Source organism: Pseudalkalibacillus sp. JSM 102089, from assembly GCF_041366475.1.
Taxonomy (GTDB): domain Bacteria; phylum Bacillota; class Bacilli; order Bacillales; family Guptibacillaceae; genus Guptibacillus; species Guptibacillus hwajinpoensis_B.
Genome location: NZ_JBEWYW010000001.1, coordinates 661,249 through 682,015 on the forward strand (window position 1 = coordinate 661,249; position 20,767 = coordinate 682,015).

Sequence of the window (20,767 nt, forward strand, 5' to 3'; positions counted from 1 at the left end):
GCATCGTTCATACGAAATGGTGCTGCCAACCGCGGAGAAAGACTTACGTTTCCCCATAAGTTCTTCCTCCGGTTTCTCCTCTCCCATTTGCCTTGGCTTCACAGCTTAAGGCACCCGCAGGATTTACTGCGGGTTTTTTTGTGAAGTGATATTTGCTCTCTTTTGCTCGATCAGCTAAAAAGAAAGTTCTTTCTTATCCAGGGTCTAAATCAAGTGGCATATCGATCGCCTGAATGCCATCCCAATCATGCTGAATCCAATCCCCAAAAGTTCCTTCATTAATGCCAGTGTGACTAAACAAATAATCTTCAACGTCAGATAGTGATTGATCAGAAAGCATTTCAGCCTCTGCAGCTGTAATAACACCGTGTAAAACTAGAGCTGCTAAGATATCCGCAATAATAAGCCCTTGAATCAATTTTTTATCGATGGTTTCCTCTCTAGCATTTCGTCCTTTCCAGTATAAATAGAGCAAGCCCCCTACTAAAATAACTAGAAGCAGAATCGAGACCATAGAGTTAACCTCCTTTCTTATCATTCTAATGCAAACGCTTTATCCTTTCCATCATAATGAATTCATGCTACATTATGAATGGATTTCTGAAGTGACTGAAAGGAGAACAACATTATGATTCAACGCTTTATTGAACTAGGAGAAGGCTATTCTGATATTTATGAATTAGTTGAACTTGCAAGAACCAATTCCCATCGTGTTCACCGTTTGTTATTACTAAAAACACTCAAAAATGACCGCCAAGTCGTATCGCCTGTCGTCGTTTTAAAACCTGCCGGAGAAGGTAACCTTCAGCCATTGTACATATCTTTAGAAGGAATTCCTTCTAAAGAGCCTTCTGTGCAACGTTTAAAGCTCTTCGAAGACCTAAGCAAGGAATTGGACGTTTCGATCATACCAATGGAAATTAAGCCTTCAAGTGAGTTTAATGAGAAGGATCTATACTTTAATTACATCATCGGTATTCTTCGTTTAAATAACCTGATTCCCCCACTTCAATAATTTCATTAACAAAAGCAGGGGCCAATGACCCCTGCTTTTGTACGTTAAGATGTTATTTCTTTGGCTTCATATATCGCTCGTTTCCGATCAAGAATTGGAAGTACTCTTCTTTTCACATAGGCCACACTTATCAATAATATAATACCTGCAAATAAAAAGAGACCTCTTGTCCCAATAACCGCTACAATCGCTCCTCCAGTTACTGGTCCAAGCAAATTCCCCAAATAGACGGCACTATTAGAAAAGCTATATGTTCTACTTTCCATTCCGACAGGTGACAGTGTTTTCACTAGTGAATTTACGGAAGGCAGTAATCCTCCAATACACAACCCTAACAAAAAGCGCAAAGCTATTAATTGCCACAGCTCCTGAACAAAGGCCTGCGGAATAGAGAAAATCGCCGCTCCTATTAATGAATAATAAAGAACATGGTGTGAACCCTTGCGATCTCCCACTTTTCCGAGTTTAGGAGAAGCTAACATATTGGCAATACCCATAACAGAAGCAGCGATCCCTGCAAATAAAGCCACATTTCCCCCTGAAGTAAGCTGTTGTACAAAGAGTGGAATAAGTGGATTCATTCCAAGAAGCGCAAACTGCACGAGAAAACCTACTAACATTAACGATAGCATCGGTGAATGAACAGTTACTTTCTTGAAATCTTTAATCGCATTACTCTTTTCCTTTTTCGCTGATGGTTCTGGTTTTGTCTCTTCTTTAACAAGAAACAACACAACGAATGCCGCCAGCAATATCACAACACCCGTAATATTAAAGATCATTCGAAATCCTAGCGTTTCAGCCATTAATCCACCAAATAATGGACCACAAATAGCACCAGCTACAGCTCCAGAATTTAAAGTGCCGAGCGCGTATCCGACGTGTTCCTTCGGCGTGTTTGTCGCTACTAGTGCAATAGCGGCAGGTATAAATCCTGAAACAACTCCATTTAACAAACGTAAGCCAAGTAAAGACCAGGGACCTGTGGCAAATCCGGTTAAAATAATCACGACAGCCATACCGAAGCCTGAACGAAGTAGCATAAGTTTCCGTCCATGTCGATCTGCCATACGTCCCCAGAATGGTGAAAATAAAAAGGCAGTTAAAAAATTCGCACCAAAAATAACACCTGACCAAAGACTAATTTGACTTTCTCCTTCTACACCAAGTTCCTGAACGTACAAAGGTAGAAACGGCATAATCATTGTCATAGCACCAAGAACTAAAAATTGACTAGCAAACAAAATCCAGACATTACGTTTCCAATTATCCATTTTGTCACTTCCTTTAATCCGACCATTATATCCTTCGGGCTTCGAAATAATCAACCTTTAAAACTAGATTTTCTTCATTAGGATGAGGGTCCGGTAAAGAAGAGGTTTTCCATAAAGCGCAGGATGAACAACAGAGATTTCTTAAGGCTTATGTGCCGTTGCTTGGTTTTTGACTCTTCCAAGTGAAAGATCGCGCTGTGATGAGGCAAAATAAAAAAGCCATCCTTTAGGATTGGCTTTTTAAAGTCCCATCTTGTAATCATATTGTTTTGCTTTATCAGGCTTTGCATTTTGATATTCCGTCTGCACTTCTGGACGTTTGGATGGCTCCACTCGCTTCACAAAATGGAGAGAGTTCAAGCGCTCTTTCGTTGTTTCCAATTGATCGAGATTAATATAAATCACGACATACTTTTGTTTTGAGGAAACGTAGTGAACATTTCCAAACCTTCTTAACTGCTTGGCATGCTTCAATGACTGAATATAGACTGCCAGGCCAACTCGTTCTACAAACATGACGCGCTTCCCCTTTACTTATGAAATCTACTCGTTCGATGAACAGAGTGATGGTCATTTTATTATGATTCAGTTAGGATAACAGTAGACTGCGTTTATGAAAGGATGCTCTTCAATGAACCTTGATGAAATTTGGAGTCCATTTCTAAATCAACTAGCCACGTCAAATACCGTAAAGTCTGTTTCAAAAAAAACAATCACAGGTATTCCCTTTCTTTATCTTACAGTAAATTCGGATATCATAAAAGCTGAGATTGAAACCTTGATTAAATTAGAGGCGGCAAAATGCATGAGAGGGAAGCAATTGAGAATGGAATATTCATTCGTTCGAGAAGAAAGAAATCTTCTTGTTTATCGAGTGCGCTTTCTCGTACCACAAGAAAAGATGTTTTGCTGCGGAAACTTATGTCCTGACTGTATACGTTACCGAAATTGAAAAACCAGAGCAAAAGCTCTGGTTATCCACATCCACAGCTGCCGCCTGAGCCGCAGCCTCCCCCACATGATTGATTATCAAAGAAAGGATTTCCAGATGGAACTTTGATTGAAGGAGACACTTCACCAGCTAATAGAGAACAAACCTCTACTAGAAGGCCTTCGAGTTCCGTTTCCGCTTGCTTAAATGCCGCTACCGCTTCGTGAAGATCCATGTCTCTCTTCGCTTCACGTACTTTCACAGTAATCGTCATAAAGTCCGGATGATAACGCCCGAAACGTTGAACCTCATCATAAAGTTCCTTCATTTCTGTGAAACGCTTAATCAAACGCTGCGCTTCCCTATTCTTTGATAATTGCTTCTTTGCCTCATGATATTCATGAGCTACTTCTGAATCTTTTATCAAAAATCCAAGCTCTTCGGCCTGGTCTAAAATCATTACACTATCTAGAGTAGCAATCATACGTACACCTCCACATTTATCTTACCACTTCATGGAACCTCCTGACCAGTCCTCTACTATATTAGTAAAGTGAATATCCACGATTTGGTTATTGACTTTTTTTGGTGTAAGCTCTATAATTTTCTAGATTTATGTGTTTTCATTTTAGCTATGTTAGATTGTGGGTCCCTTCATTATTGGCGTATCTACGGCCTTTTTTAACGGTTCGAGAATATTTATTCGCACTCAAAAATGCCAATAATCGAGAGTTCAACAATATAAGCTAGCATGGTTATTTTAGAGAGGAAGAAAAAGAAAACTGTGAAACTTATTACGTTCAATCCGTTTCGTACGCTAGGCATGTCAGGTATTTCTTATGTTAAACCCGATCATATGTTCAAAGAAATTGATGAAATTAGAAGAGCCGATGTGCTTTTATTTCCAGAAAAATGGCAGGTTAATTCTCTTGTTTATGGTCTAAACAAAAATATCTTTCCATCCATCCAATCCATTCAACTGGGATTTGATAAAGTGGAAATGACAAGAGCATTTTGGTCACTTTCACCAGATCTAATGCCTTACACCGAAATAGCAGGTCGTTCCAAAGACACAATTGAACGTATTTTAAATACATTCCCCTTCCCTTTCGTTGCAAAGGAAGTACGCAGTTCTATGGGAAATGGCGTGTTCCTTATCCGTTCCGAAGAAGAATTTCTAACTTATGCAGAGCGTAACGACGTTCTCTATGTGCAAGAATATTTACCAATAGAAAAAGACCTCCGTGTTGTTTATGTAGGTAATACAGTTGTATCGGCCTATTGGCGTGTTGGAGGAGAGTCATTTCTTAATAACGTGGCACAGGGAGGAAAGCTGTCTTTCCATCAAATTCCTGACGAAGCACTCGAGCTCGTTGATCGAACAGCCAAAGCTCTCGGAATTAACCACGCAGGATTTGACGTTGTGTATGCAAACGGAAAGTACTACTTTCTTGAATTCAATTGTTTGTTTGGAAATCAAGCGCTTGTTCAACAGGGTATCCATGTAGAGAACTTGATATTTCATTATTTACAGGAGCAGTTTCCACCTATCGTACCGCCGACAACACCTTTCAAGCAAATTTCCTAAACATAAGCCTCCTGAAAAGAGGCTTATTTTATTTCCACTTTCATTTCTTTCAAAGATAAATACCTTCCTCCATCTTCCCTCATAATATCTAAACGAATCGTATGCTTGCCTTCGGGTAAATTTCGAATAACAAAAGCTGCACTTTCTACAGTTTGATGCTTCACACCGTCAAGATATACATTCAGATGTCCATGGTACTCTTTTTCTGTATTTTCTTTATCGAATGAAAAATTAGGAATTAAGCATTCAATAAAGACGTTATGATCTTTCACTCTGTGATTAACGACAACAGGCTCGGTGTTTTCTTTAGCTGCGACGTTATCCTGTAAAGCCTGACTAAATCCAACCACCGGAACACAACAGCCAATCATCAACAGAATGATCATTAGCTGTCTTTTACCGCGCTTCAACAACATCTTCAATCACACCCCTTTAAACATAAGTGTGCCCCAAGAATAATAAAAAATAAGAAGATATGATTAGATCAATAGAGAAAACCAGCCTACGCAACCATAAAAAAAGACCCTAATTTTTTAATTGGGTCACTAATGCTAGCATCATATTCACCATATTTAATTGGTTTTGAAAGCGATCAACCCGTTGTGGGAAAGTCTGACCATAAAATGTTTTGGAGGCTTCCTCAAATTCTTTTAGTGCGAACGGTTCTCTACTTAAACGCCGATACCAGCTAGGCTGATTACGTAGAAATAGCACCAGATCCTGCCGGTTAGCGAGAAACTCCTGTACTTCTTCACGCATGTGATCTCCTCCTAATCATGTCGAAAGGGAAACGGGGAGTGTGATTGAGAATAAGGAGATTGTGGTTTTGGTTTCGAACGAAATTGTGATAAAACTTCTTGAATAGAATAAACAGCTCCACTAAATTGTTCGATACCTTTTTGAACTTCTTCAAAATTCATTTGTTTAAGGGCTGATAACATGCCACCAATACTTTTCTCTTCTGAGACTTCTTCCCGATCTTCATCCATTTCTTCTTCATACCAGCTAGCATCGTCCTCACCAAAAAGCATCCATTCCTCAAATAGCTCTTGAAGCGTTTTTTCCTTTCGCTTCACCTTTTTTAGCACATGAGGATGAGCTTTGACGAATGTCTTAAATTCCTGAACTTTTTGAGTTCCTTTTTCTTTTGCTTCAGGCAAATTCGCCACCTCCATTTCCATACAAACCAAAATGGTCTTACTACATCATAATTAGACTTTTAACAATTGTGCGCCTATTTATTGGTGTATTCGACCATTACTGGTAAACTAAAAATAATCGCACACTGGAAAAGGAAGGTAGATTATATGGAGAATGAATCAATACATACGTTAATTTCACAAATTTTAGATGAAGCAAATGAGCAAGAAAAACACTCCCTTCGCTTCCTACTTGAGGGTGTTCTAAAAAAACAGCAAGATCATTATAAAACCTATCTAGCTGGGTTCATGGGAATTAGGAGTAAAAAACTTGATGAAGACACTTATGAAAGTATTATTCCGAATCAAGAACTTGTTCATAACCCATTGCATATCGTTCACGGTGGAATAACCGCTTCATTAATTGATATTGCAATGGGCTCACTTGTTCACCAATCACTACCTTCTGACAAAGCAGCAGTGACTTCTGAAATGAATATTCACTTTCTTGCGAAAGGGGATGGTCATGAGTTAAGGTGCCAATCTCATGTTGTGTTTAAAGGGGACGAAAGATGGGTTGTGAAAGCTAACGTCTATCGTGATGATCTGAAATTAATCGCCACGGCAACCGGAAACTTCATGGTTATTCCTAGAAAGGTTTAATGAAATTCTGTGTGTAATATTCACGATAAACCCCTACACCAATTTCAGAGAACTCTTCATTCAATAGAGCTTCACGATGACCTTTACTGTTTAACCATCCAATCATCGCCGCTCCAGCATCTGGATATCTTGCAGCGATGTTCTCTCCAGCATAGCTATAGAGAACGTCGCCCTTCTTTAAGCGATCGGAAAGTTCCCCTTCAGATGGTGAAGTATGCGAAAAGTAATCATTCTCTCCCATATCCTTACTATGTCCAAAGGCAACTTCTGAAACTTCATTGTTATAGCTTAACGATTGTTTGTCAGATAAAATTCTTAACACGTTTGTCATCGAAAAAATTTGTTTTTCCATCGCATCTTCGACTTTATCCCATTCACTCTGTGATAGCGACTCCGTGTCAAGAAGTTCACCACGATAAGAAACCGCATAAGGTCTTTGCTTCACTAGTACACTCGGCTCAGCAATCCGAACAGCACGTAAACTTCCGTTAAACTTATCAAAATAATACTGTGCGTATAAATCTTCATGTAATTTAATTAAAGGCTTAAGCTGTTTTTCTTCTTCAGTGAGCTGAAACCGATAATCATATTGATCTACCTTAACAGGGATTTCATTTAGAGGCTTCTCTTCTTTGAATATATCAGCCGCTTTCTCCCCCATTGGGTATCGTTCACCAGCGTCAACATTTCCCATAAAGAAAATTGTCACCACCTGTTCATTTTCAATACCAACTTGTAAATAGGCAGAATTAGACTGCTCATAAATCCACCAGTCATACCCAAACGGTGAGGGATCCACTCTGTCTGGTTTCCCCAAATTAGATTCAATCGTTTCTGGTCCTTCCCCTACCCATTTCTCCAGTCCTTTAAGCTCTGGCAATGGCTCATCTTTTTTCACTTCGTCTTGTTGGGTTGGAGACTTTTCCGTAGTTTCTTCGAGAACAAACTTTTCTTCATTAATGATGCGCTCAACTTCCTGTCCCAAATGACTCCACTCAATTTTGTCATAAACATCTATTCCGATCACGATGACAACAATCAGCAAAGTGAAGCGAAGTATATTTTTCATGATTCGTTCGCCTCCATTTCATTGTATCTATTATGCCTTATCTCTGTTGTACACCGCAACGGTTAGCCTCTCGGACGCTTAGAGTAACCACCTTAAAAGTAAAAAAAGAAGAGCACCTGGCTCTTCTAGTTTAAGCGTTTATTTTTTCTTTTAGATGGAAGTAAGAGACGATTCCAACAAAACGATCACCGTCTACTACAATAACCTCTGTTAGGCGGGATTCATTCATTAACTCTGCAGCCTGCTCAGGCTTCATATCAGGCGCCAAAGTCATAGATGGCTTTTCGAGAAGTTCCTCAACTTTAGTCATGCCAGCTTGATTATCAGCAAAACCACCAACCGCAATTGCTCGATCTGTCACAATTCCAACCAAATTTTCACCATCACAAACGGGAACAATCGTGACATTTTCATTCTTCATAGTCGCAGCCGCTTCGGCAACACTATCAGAAGGCTTACTCGGAGTAACATATTTAGCAATGTCTCCAACTGATACCATGCTTCGTTGAAGTGCCGAGCCCAGCTGATCACGAAGGGTTTCAAGCTTTTTGTTACATGTGTTAATGATCGTATCAGGAAATTCTTCGTCATATTCCACACCGTGAGGATAATAATGTTTTCCTAAGTATGGCTTACCAAGCTTGATCACTGCATAAGAAGATTCAACCATTCCCTCGATAGCTACACCAGGAACTCGAAGATAGTAAACGTCACCATTTGTCATATCCTCAAATTTATAATCGTATGTAACTCGTTCATAATCCCATTGACCAGCAAGAACTAAACCGTTTTCATGCATAATATGATCTAGAATGGAAAATTGAACGATCGTAGATTCCAGACCAGTCTTGTCAAATTTCATAATTCATTTGCCTCCTTTGTAATTCACAACATGTCCACTCTTTAATAATAGTATAAGGGGCAGTGTGGTTGCAATGTTTACTTCGTTTTCACATGGATAATCCATACATTATTATCCTGTCCAATCGAAAAGAAATTACATGACTTCAAAAGAAATAATAATAATCTGAGTGAAATCGGTCGCTTCTGGTGAAACTACGCTAGAAAGGAGATGATTTCATGAGAAAATCAGTATCATTTTTAATGGTCTTTCTTCTCATAACTTCACTATTAGCACCAACTAATGCCCACGCTCAGAGTACATACATAGTAAAATCCGGTGACACGCTGTGGAAAATTTCCAAGCGCTATAAAATCGGACTTACTGAGATAATCAGTGCAAATCCTCAATTCGATAATCCAGATCTTATTTATCCGGGTGATCATGTTAACGTACCTACAGCAAATCCCTCGATCCAAAAGTCTAAAGACGTGGGACAACAAGTGATGGATTTAACAAATGCAGAGCGTGCGAAAAACGGGCTGTCGCCATTAACGTGGAATTGGGAAGTGGCTAGAGTAGCCAGATACAAATCAGCAGATATGAGAAATAAAAATTATTTTTCTCATCAGTCACCTACGTACGGTTCTCCCTTCTCAATGTTAGAGAATTTTGGCGTTTCCTATCGAAGTGCCGGAGAAAACATTGCCGCAGGACAAGCAACACCTGAAGAAGTCGTTCAAGCGTGGATGAATAGCGAAGGACACCGAAAAAACATTTTAAGTTCTGGTTACACACAGATTGGCGTCGGATACGTCCCAGGTGGTTCATACGGTCATTACTGGACACAAATGTTCATTTCAAAGTAATCAGAAAAGCCTCTTTGTTTAAAGAGGCTTTTCTATATGGATTTATTCATTAAGTTCCTCGTCTGTAATAGATAAGGCTGACACAAGCACATTCACTTCTTCCACGTGTAGCCCCGTCATTTTTTCTATATCATTTTTAATTCTTTCTTGCAGAACAAAGCATGTATAGGGAATAATTTCTCCAAAACCAATTGCCACTTCTACTTTAAGTGATAAACCCGCGTCTTCCTGGTAACTATCATATTGGAAAGAAGCCTTCTTCCCTTTCCCAACCATCTTTCTCAATGTCTTTTTAACGGGCGCTTCAATAAATTTCACGCCCGGCGTTTCATTAATCGCTACTTCTAAAATAAAATCAATGACGCTCTCTGAGATGGTTAGGCTTCCTTGATGGAATGATTTTCTCATGATGATCCTTCCCCCCTCTTGCATACACTCTTAATATTATATGAATAGCTCAAAATGAATTATTCGTCTAATAATTCATTTCTCTCTACTGGTAAAGCGTAATCGTCCGTACTATAATATAAGAAGATGGTTTGACTTAGAAAGGAGAACAAGATTGCCAAAGTTCCTCACAAAGCGATTTATATTAACTTTACTTGTCATTGCGATTTTAGCAGTGCTTGCTTTCTGGATCTTACCGGTCTCCATTCCTCTTATTCTCGCGTTTTTCAGTGCTCTAGTCCTTGATCCAGCTGTTAAACTGATTCAGAAGAATACGAAACTTAAGCGGTACTTTCCAGTGATTATTGTCTTTACGCTATTTGTTATTTTCATTTCGTTACTAGGCTACTTCCTTATTACAAAAGTGATAACTGAAGGAATAGCGCTAGTCGAGAACTCTCCTCTGTACATACAAAACATCACCAAGATGTGGGATAGTATGGAATCCAACATGGAGGCCGTATCCAAAAGTTTTCCTCCTGAGTTTGTTCAAGAATTCACCAATCAGGTTGATCGATTTCTTGAAAATACAAAGGATACCATCAGTAGCATTGATTACTTAAAAATCATTACCATCATTGTCACAGGAATTCCAAATTATTTAGTTAGCATTGTTGTATACTTAATTGCCCTCTTCTTATTCTTGATGGATCTTCCAAGACTGAAGAAGCAATCTTATTCTTACTTATCACAACAAACGGCAGAAAAAGTTCAATTTATGACCGGGCGTCTTTCCTACGTCATTTTTGGTTTTTTTAAAGCTCAGTTTCTTGTCAGCATTATCATTTTCTTTGTTAGTTTAATTGGACTATTATTCATTACGCCGAAGGTTGCCCTTCTAATGGCGTTTATCATTTGGGTCATTGATTTTATACCGATTATTGGTTCGATCGTTATACTCGGGCCCTGGGCGATTTATTATTTAATAACTGGCGATATCGCCACTGGAAGTCAAATGGCGATTCTAGCGGTTGTGCTTCTAGTCATTCGTCGAACAGTAGAACCAAAAGTAATGGGACGACATATCGGACTATCTCCGTTGTCTACGTTAATATCCATGTACATTGGTTTGAAACTTCTCGGTATTATGGGCTTCATCATCGGGCCAATCCTTCTCATTGCCTTTAACTCTGCAAGAGAAGCCGGGCTAATAAAAATTAATTTCAAAGTTTAACGAAAAGTGCAGCTTATAGGCTGCTCTTTTTTTGTTTGAGTTTACGTAAAAATAAAAAAGAAGCTGTTTCCATATGGAAACAGCTTCTTTTGGATCAATTTACCAAATCATACCCATTAGGGCGACAACACACGTGCCAGCTACGAATACTCCAAAGAATATTCCCCATGCAGGATACTGATGTCCTTTGTGGCTTAAATGCATGAACATGTATAGCTGAAATACGAGTTGGATACCAGCTAGGATCATGATAAAAACAACTGTAAAAGCATCAGATATCGCATCGCTAGCTACTGCTACGAACGCAATCATCGTCAGGAAGATCATCATGGCAAAGGAAACAAGTTGTTGCTTAAATTCCTTCTCATGAGCAATCTCGTGATGAATGTCGAGATGACTTTGATCGTGCTCTGACAGAGTATCGTGACCTTCATGATGTGCCATAAAATTAACCCACCTTTCCCATTAGGTAAACAACTGTAAAGATGAAGATCCATACAACATCAATAAAGTGCCAGTAAAGAGCAAAGAGATAAAACTTCGGTGCTGTATACAGGTCCATTCCTCTTCTTAAATTACGAATAATAAGAATCGTAATCCAGGAAATCCCCACTAATACGTGAGCTCCGTGAGTACCTACAAGTGTGTAGAAAGCAGATCCCCATGCACTACTTTTAATGGTATGACCATATTCATGTACATAATGATTAAACTCATAAATTTCAAGACCTAGGAAAGCAAGCCCAAGAAGTCCTGTAACAACAAACCATCCAATCATTCGCTTAAAATGATTAGTCTTAAGAGCCATTGTTGCAAATACAGACGTTAAACTACTTGTTAATAAAAGCATAGTTGCAATAAAGACTAGTGGAAGCTCAAACAGTTCGTTTGCTGATACTCCACCATTTGTGGCATTCCTTAGTCCTAAGTATACCCCAAAAAGCGAGGCGAAAAGCACGGTTTCGCCTCCAAGGAAGAACCAGAAACCAAGAAATTTGTTTTTACCATCTAACGTAGCCCGTTCTGGATTGGCAGGCAATTTAGTCATTGTTTCGTTCGATTTCATTTGCCTTCCCTCCCTTCAGCAGGCAGATCTTCTTTATGAATATGATAGCCATGATAATCAATAACAGAGCGTAAAATCATCGCTAATACCGTGACCACAAGACCACCAATGGCAATTATCCAATTTGAGTAGATCGCTGCAAGAGCCGCAATAAACAATCCAAGAGAAAGAACAAGTGGAAGAATAGAAGAATCCGGCATATGGATATCATCTAAAGGTTCCGCGGCAACCATAGCTTTATTACCTGCTCGTTTTTCTAACCACCAAGCATCAAGACCACGTACTAGCGGTGTTTGGGCAAAGTTATATTCTGGAGCTGGTGATGAAATCGCCCACTCAAGAGTACGCCCGTCCCAAGGGTCGTTTCCAGCTTTTTTACCTTTAACAGAAGTTTGGATAATGTTCCAAACCATAATAATGGTTGCAAGTCCCATTAAGAAAGCACCCATCGTTGCTGCGAAGTTCGCTTCATCAAGGCTTTGACCAGAAAGATACGTATAAACTCGACGCGGCATTCCCATAAGTCCGAGGAAGTGCATCGGGAAGAACGTTAAATGGAAACCGATAAAGAATAACCAGAAATGAAGCTTTCCAAGAAATTCGTTCAATACTGTTCCAAAAATCTTCGGCCACCAGTAGTACATACCGGCAAATAGACCGAACACTACCCCACCAACAATTACATAGTGGAAGTGAGCTACAACGAAGTAGCTATCGTGGTACTGATAGTCAGCAGGTGGAACGCTTAGCATTACCCCTGTCATACCACCAAGTACGAAAGAAGGAATAAATCCTACTGCAAATAAGTTTGCTGTTGGGAAGCTCACTTTTCCTCCCCACATTGTAAAGAGCCAGTTAAAGATCTTAACCCCAGTCGGAACTGCAATTAACATTGTTGCAACAGCAAAAATAGAGTTGGCAATTGGTCCTAGTCCCACCGTAAACATATGGTGAACCCATACCATAAAACCTAAGAAACCAATAAGAGCTGTCGCGAAAACCATTGCTGAATAACCAAACAGACGCTTTCTTGCGAATGTTGCAATGATTTCAGAGAACATACCAAATGCAGGTAGAACGAGAATGTAAACTTCCGGGTGCCCGAAGATCCAGAATAGATGTTCATAAATAATCGGGTTACCTCCCGCTTCAGCTGCGAAAAACTGCGATCCGAACAAACGGTCAAACATGAGTAACGCTAGACCAATTGTTAGAGCAGGGAAGGCAAAAAGAATAAGACCAGAAGTAATAAAACTAGACCATGTGAACAACGGCATACGCATAAATGTCATACCCGGTGCCCGCATGTTTATGATGGTAACTAGGAAGTTAATTCCCCCGATTAACGTTCCGATACCTGAGATCTGAAGCCCTAGAACGTAAAAATCGACTCCGTTCCCTGGACTTGTTGTTGATAGTGGTGCATAACCGGTCCAACCAGCATCCGGTGCTCCGCCCATGAACCAACCAAGGTTCAGTAGAATACCACCCGCTGTAAATAACCAAAAGCCTAATGAGTTAACGAATGGGAAAGCTACATCTCGCGCTCCAATTTGAAGCGGAATAATCGCATTCATAAACCCAAATATTAGTGGCATGGCTGCCAGGAAGATCATTGTCGTCCCGTGCATCGTAAGCAGCTGGTTAAATGTTTCAGCTCCCACAAAATCAAATTCTGGATAAAGCAACTGCACCCGCAGTAAGATTGCTTCTAAACCACCGAGTAGAAAGAAGAAAGCACCGGAAGCGAGATAGAGAATCCCGATCTTCTTATGGTCAACGGTAGTAAGCCAATCCCATACAGGATTTTTCTTTTTATAAGCATGTGCTGACACGTATTAAACCTCCTTATTTCCGATGACTATTCTTCAACTTTTAGTCCTTGCAAGTAAACAACTAAAGCATCAAGCTCCTCATCATTTAGCTGATCTCCAAACGCAGGCATGTTATTACCAGGTTTGTATTCCGACGGATCGCTAATCCAGCCCTTAATGTTCTCATCTGTATGTTCGAGAACGCCCGCTACTTTCTCACGGTCACCAAAGTTTGTTAAGTTCGGACCTGTGTTACCGCCTTCACTGCCAACGGCGTGACAGCCGATACAGCTGTTTGCGAAGATTTCTTCCCCTTGAGCTGCTTGATCAGAAGCTGCCTGTGAACCGGCTTCTTTCATGTTTTCTGCCCATGCTTCAAAATCTTCTTTTTCTTGAGCAATTACTTTAAAGTCCATCAAAGCGTGTGATGGTCCACACAGCTCAGCACACTTCCCATAATATGTACCTGGTTCCTGAGCATTTAGCCACATTTTATTCTCTGTAGCTGTATTCGTATCCATTTTTCCACCTAGAGTCGGAACCCAAAAAGAGTGTGTGACATCTTTGGAAACGAGTTCAAAATAAACTCTTTCTCCTGTTGGAATGTGTAAATCTTGAGAAGTCTTCACTTCAAGATCAGGATACTCAAATTCCCACCAATACTGATGAGCTGTTACTTTGACAACGGTTGCACCTTCAGGTACTTTTTCAGTGCCCTCATCTAATGCAAACGTAGTCATTACTGTCGGAACGGCAAGGATCAAAAGAAGGATAATAGGAACAACAGTCCATAGTATCTCAAGAACGACATTACCTTCCGTTTGTTCTGGAATTTCATTGTCGCTTTCACCACGTCGTCTAAAACGAACAAGCACAACTGTATAAATGAGTGCTACTACAACGAAAACCCCGATCATGATGTAAAGGCTTAACATCATGAGATTAAATTGCATTTCAGCCCCTTCTCCCTTAGGGAGCATAGCTGTTAGTTGTTCGTTACCGCAACCCGTAAGCGTTAACGCAATTACCGATAGCAGTGGTAAAAAACGCCAAACATTTTTCCAACGTTTCATTTGCACCTTAAACCTCACTTTCTTTAGTAGCTTTTACTCAAAATTGAGTTATAGGAAGACAAGGAGGGCATCCCTACCCACCTTGTCTGACCATACATTAATCATCCCTTAAGGATTAATATTTACTGCAATCATAACAATAAACAGGATTGTAATATAGTTAAGCGAATAAACAAACATAATTCTCGCCCACTTAATATCATCTTTCATGAAAAATCCTGCAATTCCAATCGCTAGCCATCCAAAACCAAGGATAGCTGCGACAGTGATGTACACTGGTCCAAAGCTGTATAGCAATAGTGACACTGGTACTAAAGCAGCCGTATATAAAACGATTTGGCGCTTCGTCATTGGAAAACCGGCTACAACAGGTAGCATTGGAATTCCAGCGTCACGATAATCATCTACACGCTTCATAGCGAGTGCTAAGAAGTGTGGAGGCTGCCAGATAAACATGATTAAAAACATTCCCCATGCTACAGGGCTTAAGTTAGGATCAATTGCAGCCCAGCCAATAAGCGGCGGAAGTGCACCTGAAAATGACCCGACAACTGTATTTAAAGAAGTTGTACGCTTTGTCCACATTGTATATAACACAACGTATATAACAAGTCCTAAAAGACCCAGTAACGCAGCCATTGGTTCAACAATCAATAGCATTATTGTACCAACAATGGCTAAGCCAAGACCTACAAATAACACCTGGTTAGCAGGAATTTTACCTGTAACTGATGGTCGCGTATTCGTTCTCGCCATCACTTGATCAATATCACGGTCAATGTAGTTATTCAAAGATGTTCCCCCGGCAACAACAAAAGCTGTTCCCAACATCGTGAGAATGAGTACCATTGGATTAGCGAATAGATCAAATCCTGCAGCAACTGATGCAACCCATAAGCCAGTGAAAGCTGTAATTAAATTATCAAATACAATGCCTAATTTCGTAAGTGTCAGAAAGTCTTTCCACGTACCAGATGGATTTGCTTCTGATAGCGGGCCCGGCTCCATAACGCGATTAGATGCTTCGTATGCAGTTCTAGCTTTACTCAATCTACACACCTCCTTTTTCATTTGACTGAAGTAAATCAGCCATTCTATCGTTCATGTTAGACAATCTTATTAGAAGACTGTGTAAGCCCTGATCATTATGTTGTATCACGATTACCCCTCCAGGTTACTCACATGCTGTTAAACAAAATGTAATTCAATCTTCACATCTTGCTATTAAAACTCGATAACAGCTATGGTAAGATAATGTTGGTTTTGTGAAAGGAAGCAGTATCCGCAATCCTTATCCATTATAAACGAATCTAATTGTTTTGTATACGTCGTTTCATAATGGGAGCTCATCCTTTCATTCGTGCAAAGATGTGCTTGCCTCTTCACACATTCATTGTACTATGATTTACACACAATTAGATAAGAAGGTGTTATTTGTGAATAAATTGTTGAAATTATTCGGGATTATTACGTCACTTGGAATGCTTCTCGTACTCTTAATGGGTGCAGTCGTAACGAAAACAGGATCGGGTGATGGCTGTGGGAACTCTTGGCCTTTATGTTATGGAAAGGTTCTACCTGAAGCACCAGAAATAGAAACGATCATCGAGGTCAGTCATCGGATCGTTTCAGCAGCCCTCGGTCTGCTCGTGATTATTCTTGCCATATGGGCTTGGAGAAAAATCGGACATATTCGAGAAACAAAGTTTTTAGCGATTGCTTCAGTCTTCTTAATCGTCTTTCAAGGTTTGTTAGGCGCTGCCGCTGTTGTATGGGGCCAATCAGATATTATTCTTGCATCTCATTTTGGTTTCTCACTTGCTAGTTTTGCGAGTGTTGTTCTGCTAACTATTCTCGTTTTTGAAGCGTCAGGGAATAAAAGAACGCCTCATGTACCTAAACGTATTCGTTTTCATTTATACGCGATTACAATCTATTCATATATTGTCGTTTATACAGGAGCGCTCGTGCGCCATACAGGCGCCAGTATGGCCTGTGACAAAGTTCCGTTTTGTAGCGATGGTCAACTGCTCGCTTTCTCTGGTCCACAGGGAATCCAAATGTTACACCGAACGGCAGCCGTACTCATCTTTGTATGGTTACTCTACATTCTCATCATAGGATTACGAGAGTTCAAAAACAAAGGGACGATGCGAACTGGTATTATTTTAGCTTTTGTTTTCATTTGTTTACAGGCGTTGAGCGGTATTCTGGTAGTCGTTTCAAACCTGAATTTGTTTCTCGCACTTTTCCACGGACTCTTTATATCTGGTTTATTTACAGTTCTGCTCTACCTTGTTATGCTTTCACTTCGAAGTGGCAGGCAATAGAAAAAAGCTGCGCAATTTTGCGCAGCTTTTTCTTATTCATTCATTTCTAGCAATAAGTCTCCCGATTCAATTCCCTCTCCATTAGCCACATGAATATGTTCCACTGTGCCACTACGAGGTGCCTGGACGGTTGTCTCCATTTTCATCGCTTCTGTGATCATGAGGTGATCACCTTTGTTTACTCTTTCTCCTTTTTCAACGAGGACTTTAATGACAGTTCCCGGCATCGTTGCTCCAATATGATTTGGATTAGTGCGATCCGCTTTCGGTTTAGACGCAATTGCCGTTTTGATATTTTCGTCTTTAATCACAACTTCACGCGGCTGACCATTTAATTCGAAGTAAAGGGTGCGCTTGCCTTCTAGATTAGGCTCTCCAACCGAGACGAGCTTGACGATGAGCGTTTTACCCTGTTCGATTTCGACCTCAACTTCTTCTCCAAGTCGCATGCCATAAAGGAAAGTTGGTGTATCTAGAACGGATACATCCCCAAACATCTCTTGAACCTCTGCATACTCTAGATAGACTTTCGGGTAAAGAGCATAAGAGATCAGATCATGGCTAGTTACTTGACGATTCAATTTGTGATAAAGAGTTTCCTTTAAATCCGTAAAGTTAACGGGTTCTAGAAGCTCTCCAGGTCTTGAAGTAATCGGCTCTCTACCTTTAAGAATAATTTGCTGAAGTTCTTTAGGAAAGCCTTGATACGGCTGGCCAAGGTATCCCTGGAAGAGTTCTACAACTGAATCAGGGAAATCTAGAGATTCTCCACGCTCGTACACATCATCTTCTGTTAAATTATTTTGAACCATATAAAGAGCCATATCGCCTACAACCTTAGAAGAAGGCGTAACCTTTACAATATCTCCAAACATTTCATTAACTCTTCGATACATGCGTTTCACATCATCCCAGCGTTCTCCAAGACCAACGCCTTTTGCCTGTTGTTGAAGATTACTATACTGCCCACCAGGCATTTCGTGCTCATATACTTCCGTATGTGGAGCGGTCATCCCACTTTCAAATCCACTATAGTATTTACGTGTATCTTCCCAGTAATGAGACAATTCTTCTAACGCTTTAATACTAATATCCGGCTGTCGCTCTGAACCATCCATTGCATAATACAAGGAATTGGCACTTGGCTGAGATGTTAAGCCAGCCATAGAACTTACGGCTACGTCTACAATATCTACACCAGCCTCAATGGCTTTCGCGTATGTATAGATCCCATTACCGCTCGTATCGTGCGTATGAAGATGAATAGGTATAGAGACCGTTTCTTTTAACATTGATATAAGTTCATATGCCGCTTGAGGCTTGAGTAACCCTGCCATATCCTTAATTCCTAAAATATGAGCACCAGCGTCTTCAAGTTCTTTTGCGAGCTGTTGATAATATTCAAGGTTATACTTCGACTTATCCGGATTTGAGATGTCACCTGTGTAGCAAATTGAAGCCTCAGCAATTTTTCCTGTTTGACGAACCGCTTCAATCGCTTTTGTCATGCCGTCCACCCAGTTCAAACTATCAAATATCCTAAACACATCAATTCCGGCGTCGGCAGACTTCTGAACAAACTCTCGAATGAGATTATCTGGATAATTCTTATATCCTACTGCGTTTGATGCTCGTAACAACATCTGGAACATCACATTTGGTACTTGCTCTCTAAGCTTAATTAAGCGATCCCACGGATCTTCTTTTAAATATCGTAATGAGACATCGAAGGTAGCGCCGCCCCACATTTCCATTGAGAACAGTTCGGGTAGCATGCGGGCAGTCGGCTCTGCAATATGCAATAAATCAGTCGTTCTCATTCTTGTCGCCAGAAGAGATTGATGACCGTCACGGAATGTCGTGTCGGTAAGTAACGTTTTCTTCTGTTCTTTCACCCATTTAACAAGTCCATCTGCACCTTGTTCATCAAGAATTTGTTTCGTTCCTTTTGGTATAGGCTCACTGTATTTTAAATGTGGTACTCTACGTTTCGTAAACGCAGGTTTTTTCTTTATATCAAGACCCGGGAAACCGTTAACTGTGATGTTCCCGATGTATGATAGCATTTTAGTGCCACGATCTTTTCGCTTCGGAAACACAAATAGCTCTGGTGATGAATCGATGAAAGATGTATTATATTCGCCTGATCGGAAGTTCTCGTGTTTCATTACATTTTCAAGGAAAGCAATATTCGTTTTAATTCCTCTAATACGGAATTCTTTTAAGTTTCTGACCATTTTAGATGAGGCTTGGTCAAAATTCAGCGCCCACGTTGATAGCTTCACAAGAAGTGAATCGTAATAAGGAGTAATGACAGCACCTTGATAAGCATTCCCTGCGTCAAGACGAACGCCGAATCCGCCACCCGATCTGTACGCCATTAGCTTCCCTGTATCAGGCATAAAATTATTTTCCGGATCTTCCGTCGTTACACGACATTGAATAGCGTAGCCGTGACAGTCAATGGCATCTTGCTTTGGTATACCTAGTCGATCACCATGAATGTGTTCACCCTCAGCAATCATAATTTGAGATTGAACAATATCGATTCCCGTGATCATTTCTGTAATGGTATGTTCCACTTGAACTCGAGGGTTTACTTCAATAAAATAGAATTCCCCCTCTTGGTTAACAAGAAATTCAACAGTACCTGCATTGACATATTGTACGTTTTCCATCAATTTCACTGCAGCTTCACAAATTTCTTGTCTAGAATCCTGTGTAAGTGAAACACTTGGTGCTACCTCGACAACTTTCTGGTGACGACGCTGCACCGAGCAGTCTCTCTCATAGAGGTGAATGGTATTACCATGCTTATCTCCAAGAATTTGAACTTCGATATGTTTCGGATTTTCTACAAATTTCTCCACATAAATTTCATCGCGCCCAAAGGCTGCTTTTGCTTCAGATTTAGCACGATCATAAGCCTCCGCCAAAGATTCTTCACTTCGGACGATTCGCATGCCTCTTCCGCCGCCTCCTAGGGCAGCTTTAATCATAAGAGGATACCCATTCTCATCTGCAAATGCCTTAACCTCATCAAGTCCTTCTACAGGTCCATCCGTTCCTGGAATGACCGGAAGCCCTGCTAATATGGCTTGTTTTCTAGCCTCTACCTTATCTCCGAACATTCGTAAATGGTTGAGTTCAGGTCCGATAAAAATGAGACCTTCCTCCTGACAACGTTTAGCAAACTGAAGATTCTCAGAAAGAAAGCCGTATCCAGGGTGAATGGCATCAATGTCGTTCGCCTTCGCAATCTCGATAATCCCCTCGATATCTAAATAAGCATCAATCGGCTTTTTATCCTCTCCGACAAGGTAAGCTTCATCTGCTTTATAACGATGGTACGATCCACTATCTTCTTTAGAATAAATAGCTACGGTTCGAATGTTCAATTCGGTACAAGCACGGAAAATTCGAATGGCGATTTCACCACGGTTAGCAACTAAAATTTTTGAAATAGCTGGCATA

The 20,767-nt window shown here is 40.3% G+C and carries 23 protein-coding genes; 7 read left to right on the forward strand and 16 right to left on the reverse strand.

The annotated features are described in order from the left end of the window. Window positions 1-193: 193 nt before the first annotated feature. Entirely contained in the window at window positions 194-514 is a 321-nt protein-coding gene (locus tag ABVF21_RS03245) for a hypothetical protein (RefSeq protein WP_303531169.1), read from the reverse strand. Between the two features lie 114 nt (window positions 515-628). On the opposite strand from ABVF21_RS03245, the gene ABVF21_RS03250 reads away from it, so the two are divergent. Further along, entirely contained in the window at window positions 629-1,015 is a 387-nt protein-coding gene (locus tag ABVF21_RS03250; RefSeq protein ID WP_283152286.1) for a DUF7147 family protein, read from the forward strand. 44 nt (window positions 1,016-1,059) lie between these two features. Here ABVF21_RS03250 and ABVF21_RS03255 read toward each other — a convergent pair whose 3' ends face one another. Then, complete coding sequence (locus tag ABVF21_RS03255) at window positions 1,060-2,289, reverse strand: MFS transporter (RefSeq protein WP_303531166.1); 1,230 nt, start codon at window positions 2,287-2,289, stop codon at window positions 1,060-1,062. A 240-nt stretch (window positions 2,290-2,529) separates the two neighbouring features. Next, window positions 2,530-2,805 carry a YlbG family protein gene (locus ABVF21_RS03260; RefSeq protein ID WP_098443273.1) on the reverse strand — a complete coding sequence of 92 codons (276 nt, stop codon included), beginning with the start codon at window positions 2,803-2,805 and terminating at the stop codon, window positions 2,530-2,532. Window positions 2,806-2,920: 115 nt separating this feature from the next. Between ABVF21_RS03260 and ABVF21_RS03265 the strand changes: the two genes are divergently transcribed. Continuing rightward, window positions 2,921-3,241, forward strand: coding sequence for a hypothetical protein (locus tag ABVF21_RS03265; protein WP_194221314.1), 321 nt, complete (start codon window positions 2,921-2,923; stop codon window positions 3,239-3,241). A gap of 22 nt (window positions 3,242-3,263) precedes the next feature. Here the strand turns inward: ABVF21_RS03265 and ABVF21_RS03270 are convergent, their stop codons facing one another. Further along, window positions 3,264-3,704: a YlbF family regulator gene (locus ABVF21_RS03270; RefSeq protein ID WP_226612726.1), complete on the reverse strand. Its 441-nt coding sequence runs from the start codon at window positions 3,702-3,704 to the stop codon at window positions 3,264-3,266. Window positions 3,705-4,004: 300 nt separating this feature from the next. On the opposite strand from ABVF21_RS03270, the gene ABVF21_RS03275 reads away from it, so the two are divergent. Continuing rightward, window positions 4,005-4,808, forward strand: coding sequence for an ATP-grasp domain-containing protein (locus ABVF21_RS03275; RefSeq protein WP_371017475.1), 804 nt, complete (start codon window positions 4,005-4,007; stop codon window positions 4,806-4,808). A 23-nt stretch (window positions 4,809-4,831) separates the two neighbouring features. Here the strand turns inward: ABVF21_RS03275 and ABVF21_RS03280 are convergent, their stop codons facing one another. From ABVF21_RS03280 to ylbD, 3 genes are all read right to left on the reverse strand, one after another. After that, window positions 4,832-5,224, reverse strand: coding sequence for a hypothetical protein (locus tag ABVF21_RS03280; protein ID WP_194221311.1), 393 nt, complete (start codon window positions 5,222-5,224; stop codon window positions 4,832-4,834). Between the two features lie 109 nt (window positions 5,225-5,333). Next, entirely contained in the window at window positions 5,334-5,567 is a 234-nt protein-coding gene (locus ABVF21_RS03285) for a YlbE-like family protein (protein WP_226612723.1), read from the reverse strand. An 11-nt stretch (window positions 5,568-5,578) separates the two neighbouring features. Beyond that, entirely contained in the window at window positions 5,579-5,968 is a 390-nt protein-coding gene (gene ylbD / locus ABVF21_RS03290) for a spore coat protein YlbD (protein ID WP_371017476.1), read from the reverse strand. A gap of 147 nt (window positions 5,969-6,115) precedes the next feature. On the opposite strand from ylbD, the gene ABVF21_RS03295 reads away from it, so the two are divergent. Continuing rightward, window positions 6,116-6,610 carry a PaaI family thioesterase gene (locus tag ABVF21_RS03295; RefSeq protein WP_303531160.1) on the forward strand — a complete coding sequence of 165 codons (495 nt, stop codon included), beginning with the start codon at window positions 6,116-6,118 and terminating at the stop codon, window positions 6,608-6,610. Here ABVF21_RS03295 and ABVF21_RS03300 read toward each other — a convergent pair. Both ABVF21_RS03300 and ABVF21_RS03305 read right to left on the reverse strand, forming a co-directional pair. Further along, window positions 6,597-7,679, reverse strand: coding sequence for a CAP domain-containing protein (locus ABVF21_RS03300; protein ID WP_371017477.1), 1,083 nt, complete (start codon window positions 7,677-7,679; stop codon window positions 6,597-6,599). The genes ABVF21_RS03295 and ABVF21_RS03300 overlap by 14 nt on opposite strands. 130 nt (window positions 7,680-7,809) lie before the next feature. Next, on the reverse strand, window positions 7,810-8,541 hold the full coding sequence (locus tag ABVF21_RS03305; protein ID WP_194221306.1) for a YugN family protein: 732 nt from the start codon (window positions 8,539-8,541) through the stop codon (window positions 7,810-7,812). A 218-nt stretch (window positions 8,542-8,759) separates the two neighbouring features. Between ABVF21_RS03305 and safA the strand changes: the two genes are divergently transcribed. Further along, entirely contained in the window at window positions 8,760-9,389 is a 630-nt protein-coding gene (gene safA, locus ABVF21_RS03310; protein ID WP_371017478.1) for a SafA/ExsA family spore coat assembly protein, read from the forward strand. A 42-nt stretch (window positions 9,390-9,431) separates the two neighbouring features. On the opposite strand, the gene ABVF21_RS03315 is transcribed toward safA, so the two are convergent. Further along, window positions 9,432-9,797, reverse strand: coding sequence for an Asp23/Gls24 family envelope stress response protein (locus tag ABVF21_RS03315; RefSeq protein WP_371017479.1), 366 nt, complete (start codon window positions 9,795-9,797; stop codon window positions 9,432-9,434). A gap of 154 nt (window positions 9,798-9,951) precedes the next feature. Between ABVF21_RS03315 and ytvI the strand changes: the two genes are divergently transcribed. Then, window positions 9,952-11,010 (forward strand): sporulation integral membrane protein YtvI, encoded by a 1,059-nt coding sequence (gene ytvI, locus ABVF21_RS03320; RefSeq protein ID WP_303531154.1) that lies wholly within the window; start codon window positions 9,952-9,954, stop codon window positions 11,008-11,010. 99 nt (window positions 11,011-11,109) lie between these two features. On the opposite strand, the gene ABVF21_RS03325 is transcribed toward ytvI, so the two are convergent. From ABVF21_RS03325 to cyoE, 5 genes are all read right to left on the reverse strand, one after another. Beyond that, entirely contained in the window at window positions 11,110-11,454 is a 345-nt protein-coding gene (locus ABVF21_RS03325; RefSeq protein ID WP_194221302.1) for a cytochrome C oxidase subunit IV family protein, read from the reverse strand. Between the two features lie 4 nt (window positions 11,455-11,458). Further along, window positions 11,459-12,076, reverse strand: coding sequence for a cytochrome c oxidase subunit 3 (locus ABVF21_RS03330; RefSeq protein ID WP_303531152.1), 618 nt, complete (start codon window positions 12,074-12,076; stop codon window positions 11,459-11,461). Then, entirely contained in the window at window positions 12,073-13,911 is a 1,839-nt protein-coding gene (gene ctaD / locus ABVF21_RS03335) for a cytochrome c oxidase subunit I (protein ID WP_303531151.1), read from the reverse strand. The genes ABVF21_RS03330 and ctaD overlap by 4 nt, the downstream gene beginning before the upstream one ends. A 26-nt stretch (window positions 13,912-13,937) precedes the next feature. Next, on the reverse strand, window positions 13,938-14,963 hold the full coding sequence (coxB, locus tag ABVF21_RS03340) for a cytochrome c oxidase subunit II (protein ID WP_303531149.1): 1,026 nt from the start codon (window positions 14,961-14,963) through the stop codon (window positions 13,938-13,940). Window positions 14,964-15,071: 108 nt separating this feature from the next. After that, the gene (gene cyoE, locus ABVF21_RS03345) at window positions 15,072-16,013 is read right to left on the reverse strand and encodes a heme o synthase (RefSeq protein ID WP_194221298.1); all 942 of its coding nucleotides are present in this window, start codon (window positions 16,011-16,013) and stop codon (window positions 15,072-15,074) included. A 386-nt stretch (window positions 16,014-16,399) separates the two neighbouring features. Between cyoE and ABVF21_RS03350 the strand changes: the two genes are divergently transcribed. Then, complete coding sequence (locus ABVF21_RS03350) at window positions 16,400-17,293, forward strand: COX15/CtaA family protein (RefSeq protein WP_371017480.1); 894 nt, start codon at window positions 16,400-16,402, stop codon at window positions 17,291-17,293. Between the two features lie 32 nt (window positions 17,294-17,325). Here the strand turns inward: ABVF21_RS03350 and pyc are convergent, their stop codons facing one another. Then, window positions 17,326-20,766, reverse strand: coding sequence for a pyruvate carboxylase (pyc, locus tag ABVF21_RS03355; protein ID WP_371017481.1), 3,441 nt, complete (start codon window positions 20,764-20,766; stop codon window positions 17,326-17,328). Between the last annotated feature and the right edge of the window lies 1 nt (window position 20,767).

Bases quoted from the DNA above. Each gene is read 5' to 3' on its own strand.
- safA (WP_371017478.1), top strand. From the start codon at position 8,760: ATGAGAAAATCAGTATCATTTTTAATGGTCTTTCTTCTCATAACTTCA.
- ABVF21_RS03330 (WP_303531152.1), bottom strand. From the start codon at position 12,076: ATGAAATCGAACGAAACAATGACTAAATTGCCTGCCAATCCAGAACGG.
- ABVF21_RS03305 (WP_194221306.1), bottom strand. From the start codon at position 8,541: ATGAAATTTGACAAGACTGGTCTGGAATCTACGATCGTTCAATTTTCC.
- pyc (WP_371017481.1), bottom strand. From the start codon at position 20,766: ATGCCAGCTATTTCAAAAATTTTAGTTGCTAACCGTGGTGAAATCGCC.
- ABVF21_RS03295 (WP_303531160.1), top strand. From the start codon at position 6,116: ATGGAGAATGAATCAATACATACGTTAATTTCACAAATTTTAGATGAA.
- ABVF21_RS03255 (WP_303531166.1), bottom strand. From the start codon at position 2,289: ATGGATAATTGGAAACGTAATGTCTGGATTTTGTTTGCTAGTCAATTT.
- ABVF21_RS03285 (WP_226612723.1), bottom strand. From the start codon at position 5,567: ATGCGTGAAGAAGTACAGGAGTTTCTCGCTAACCGGCAGGATCTGGTG.
- ABVF21_RS03265 (WP_194221314.1), top strand. From the start codon at position 2,921: ATGAACCTTGATGAAATTTGGAGTCCATTTCTAAATCAACTAGCCACG.
- ABVF21_RS03325 (WP_194221302.1), bottom strand. From the start codon at position 11,454: ATGGCACATCATGAAGGTCACGATACTCTGTCAGAGCACGATCAAAGT.
- ABVF21_RS03260 (WP_098443273.1), bottom strand. From the start codon at position 2,805: ATGTTTGTAGAACGAGTTGGCCTGGCAGTCTATATTCAGTCATTGAAG.
- ABVF21_RS03270 (WP_226612726.1), bottom strand. From the start codon at position 3,704: ATGATTGCTACTCTAGATAGTGTAATGATTTTAGACCAGGCCGAAGAG.
- ABVF21_RS03245 (WP_303531169.1), bottom strand. From the start codon at position 514: ATGGTCTCGATTCTGCTTCTAGTTATTTTAGTAGGGGGCTTGCTCTAT.
- ABVF21_RS03315 (WP_371017479.1), bottom strand. From the start codon at position 9,797: ATGAGAAAATCATTCCATCAAGGAAGCCTAACCATCTCAGAGAGCGTC.
- ABVF21_RS03280 (WP_194221311.1), bottom strand. From the start codon at position 5,224: ATGTTGTTGAAGCGCGGTAAAAGACAGCTAATGATCATTCTGTTGATG.
- ABVF21_RS03300 (WP_371017477.1), bottom strand. From the start codon at position 7,679: ATGAAAAATATACTTCGCTTCACTTTGCTGATTGTTGTCATCGTGATC.
- ABVF21_RS03250 (WP_283152286.1), top strand. From the start codon at position 629: ATGATTCAACGCTTTATTGAACTAGGAGAAGGCTATTCTGATATTTAT.
- coxB (WP_303531149.1), bottom strand. From the start codon at position 14,963: ATGAAACGTTGGAAAAATGTTTGGCGTTTTTTACCACTGCTATCGGTA.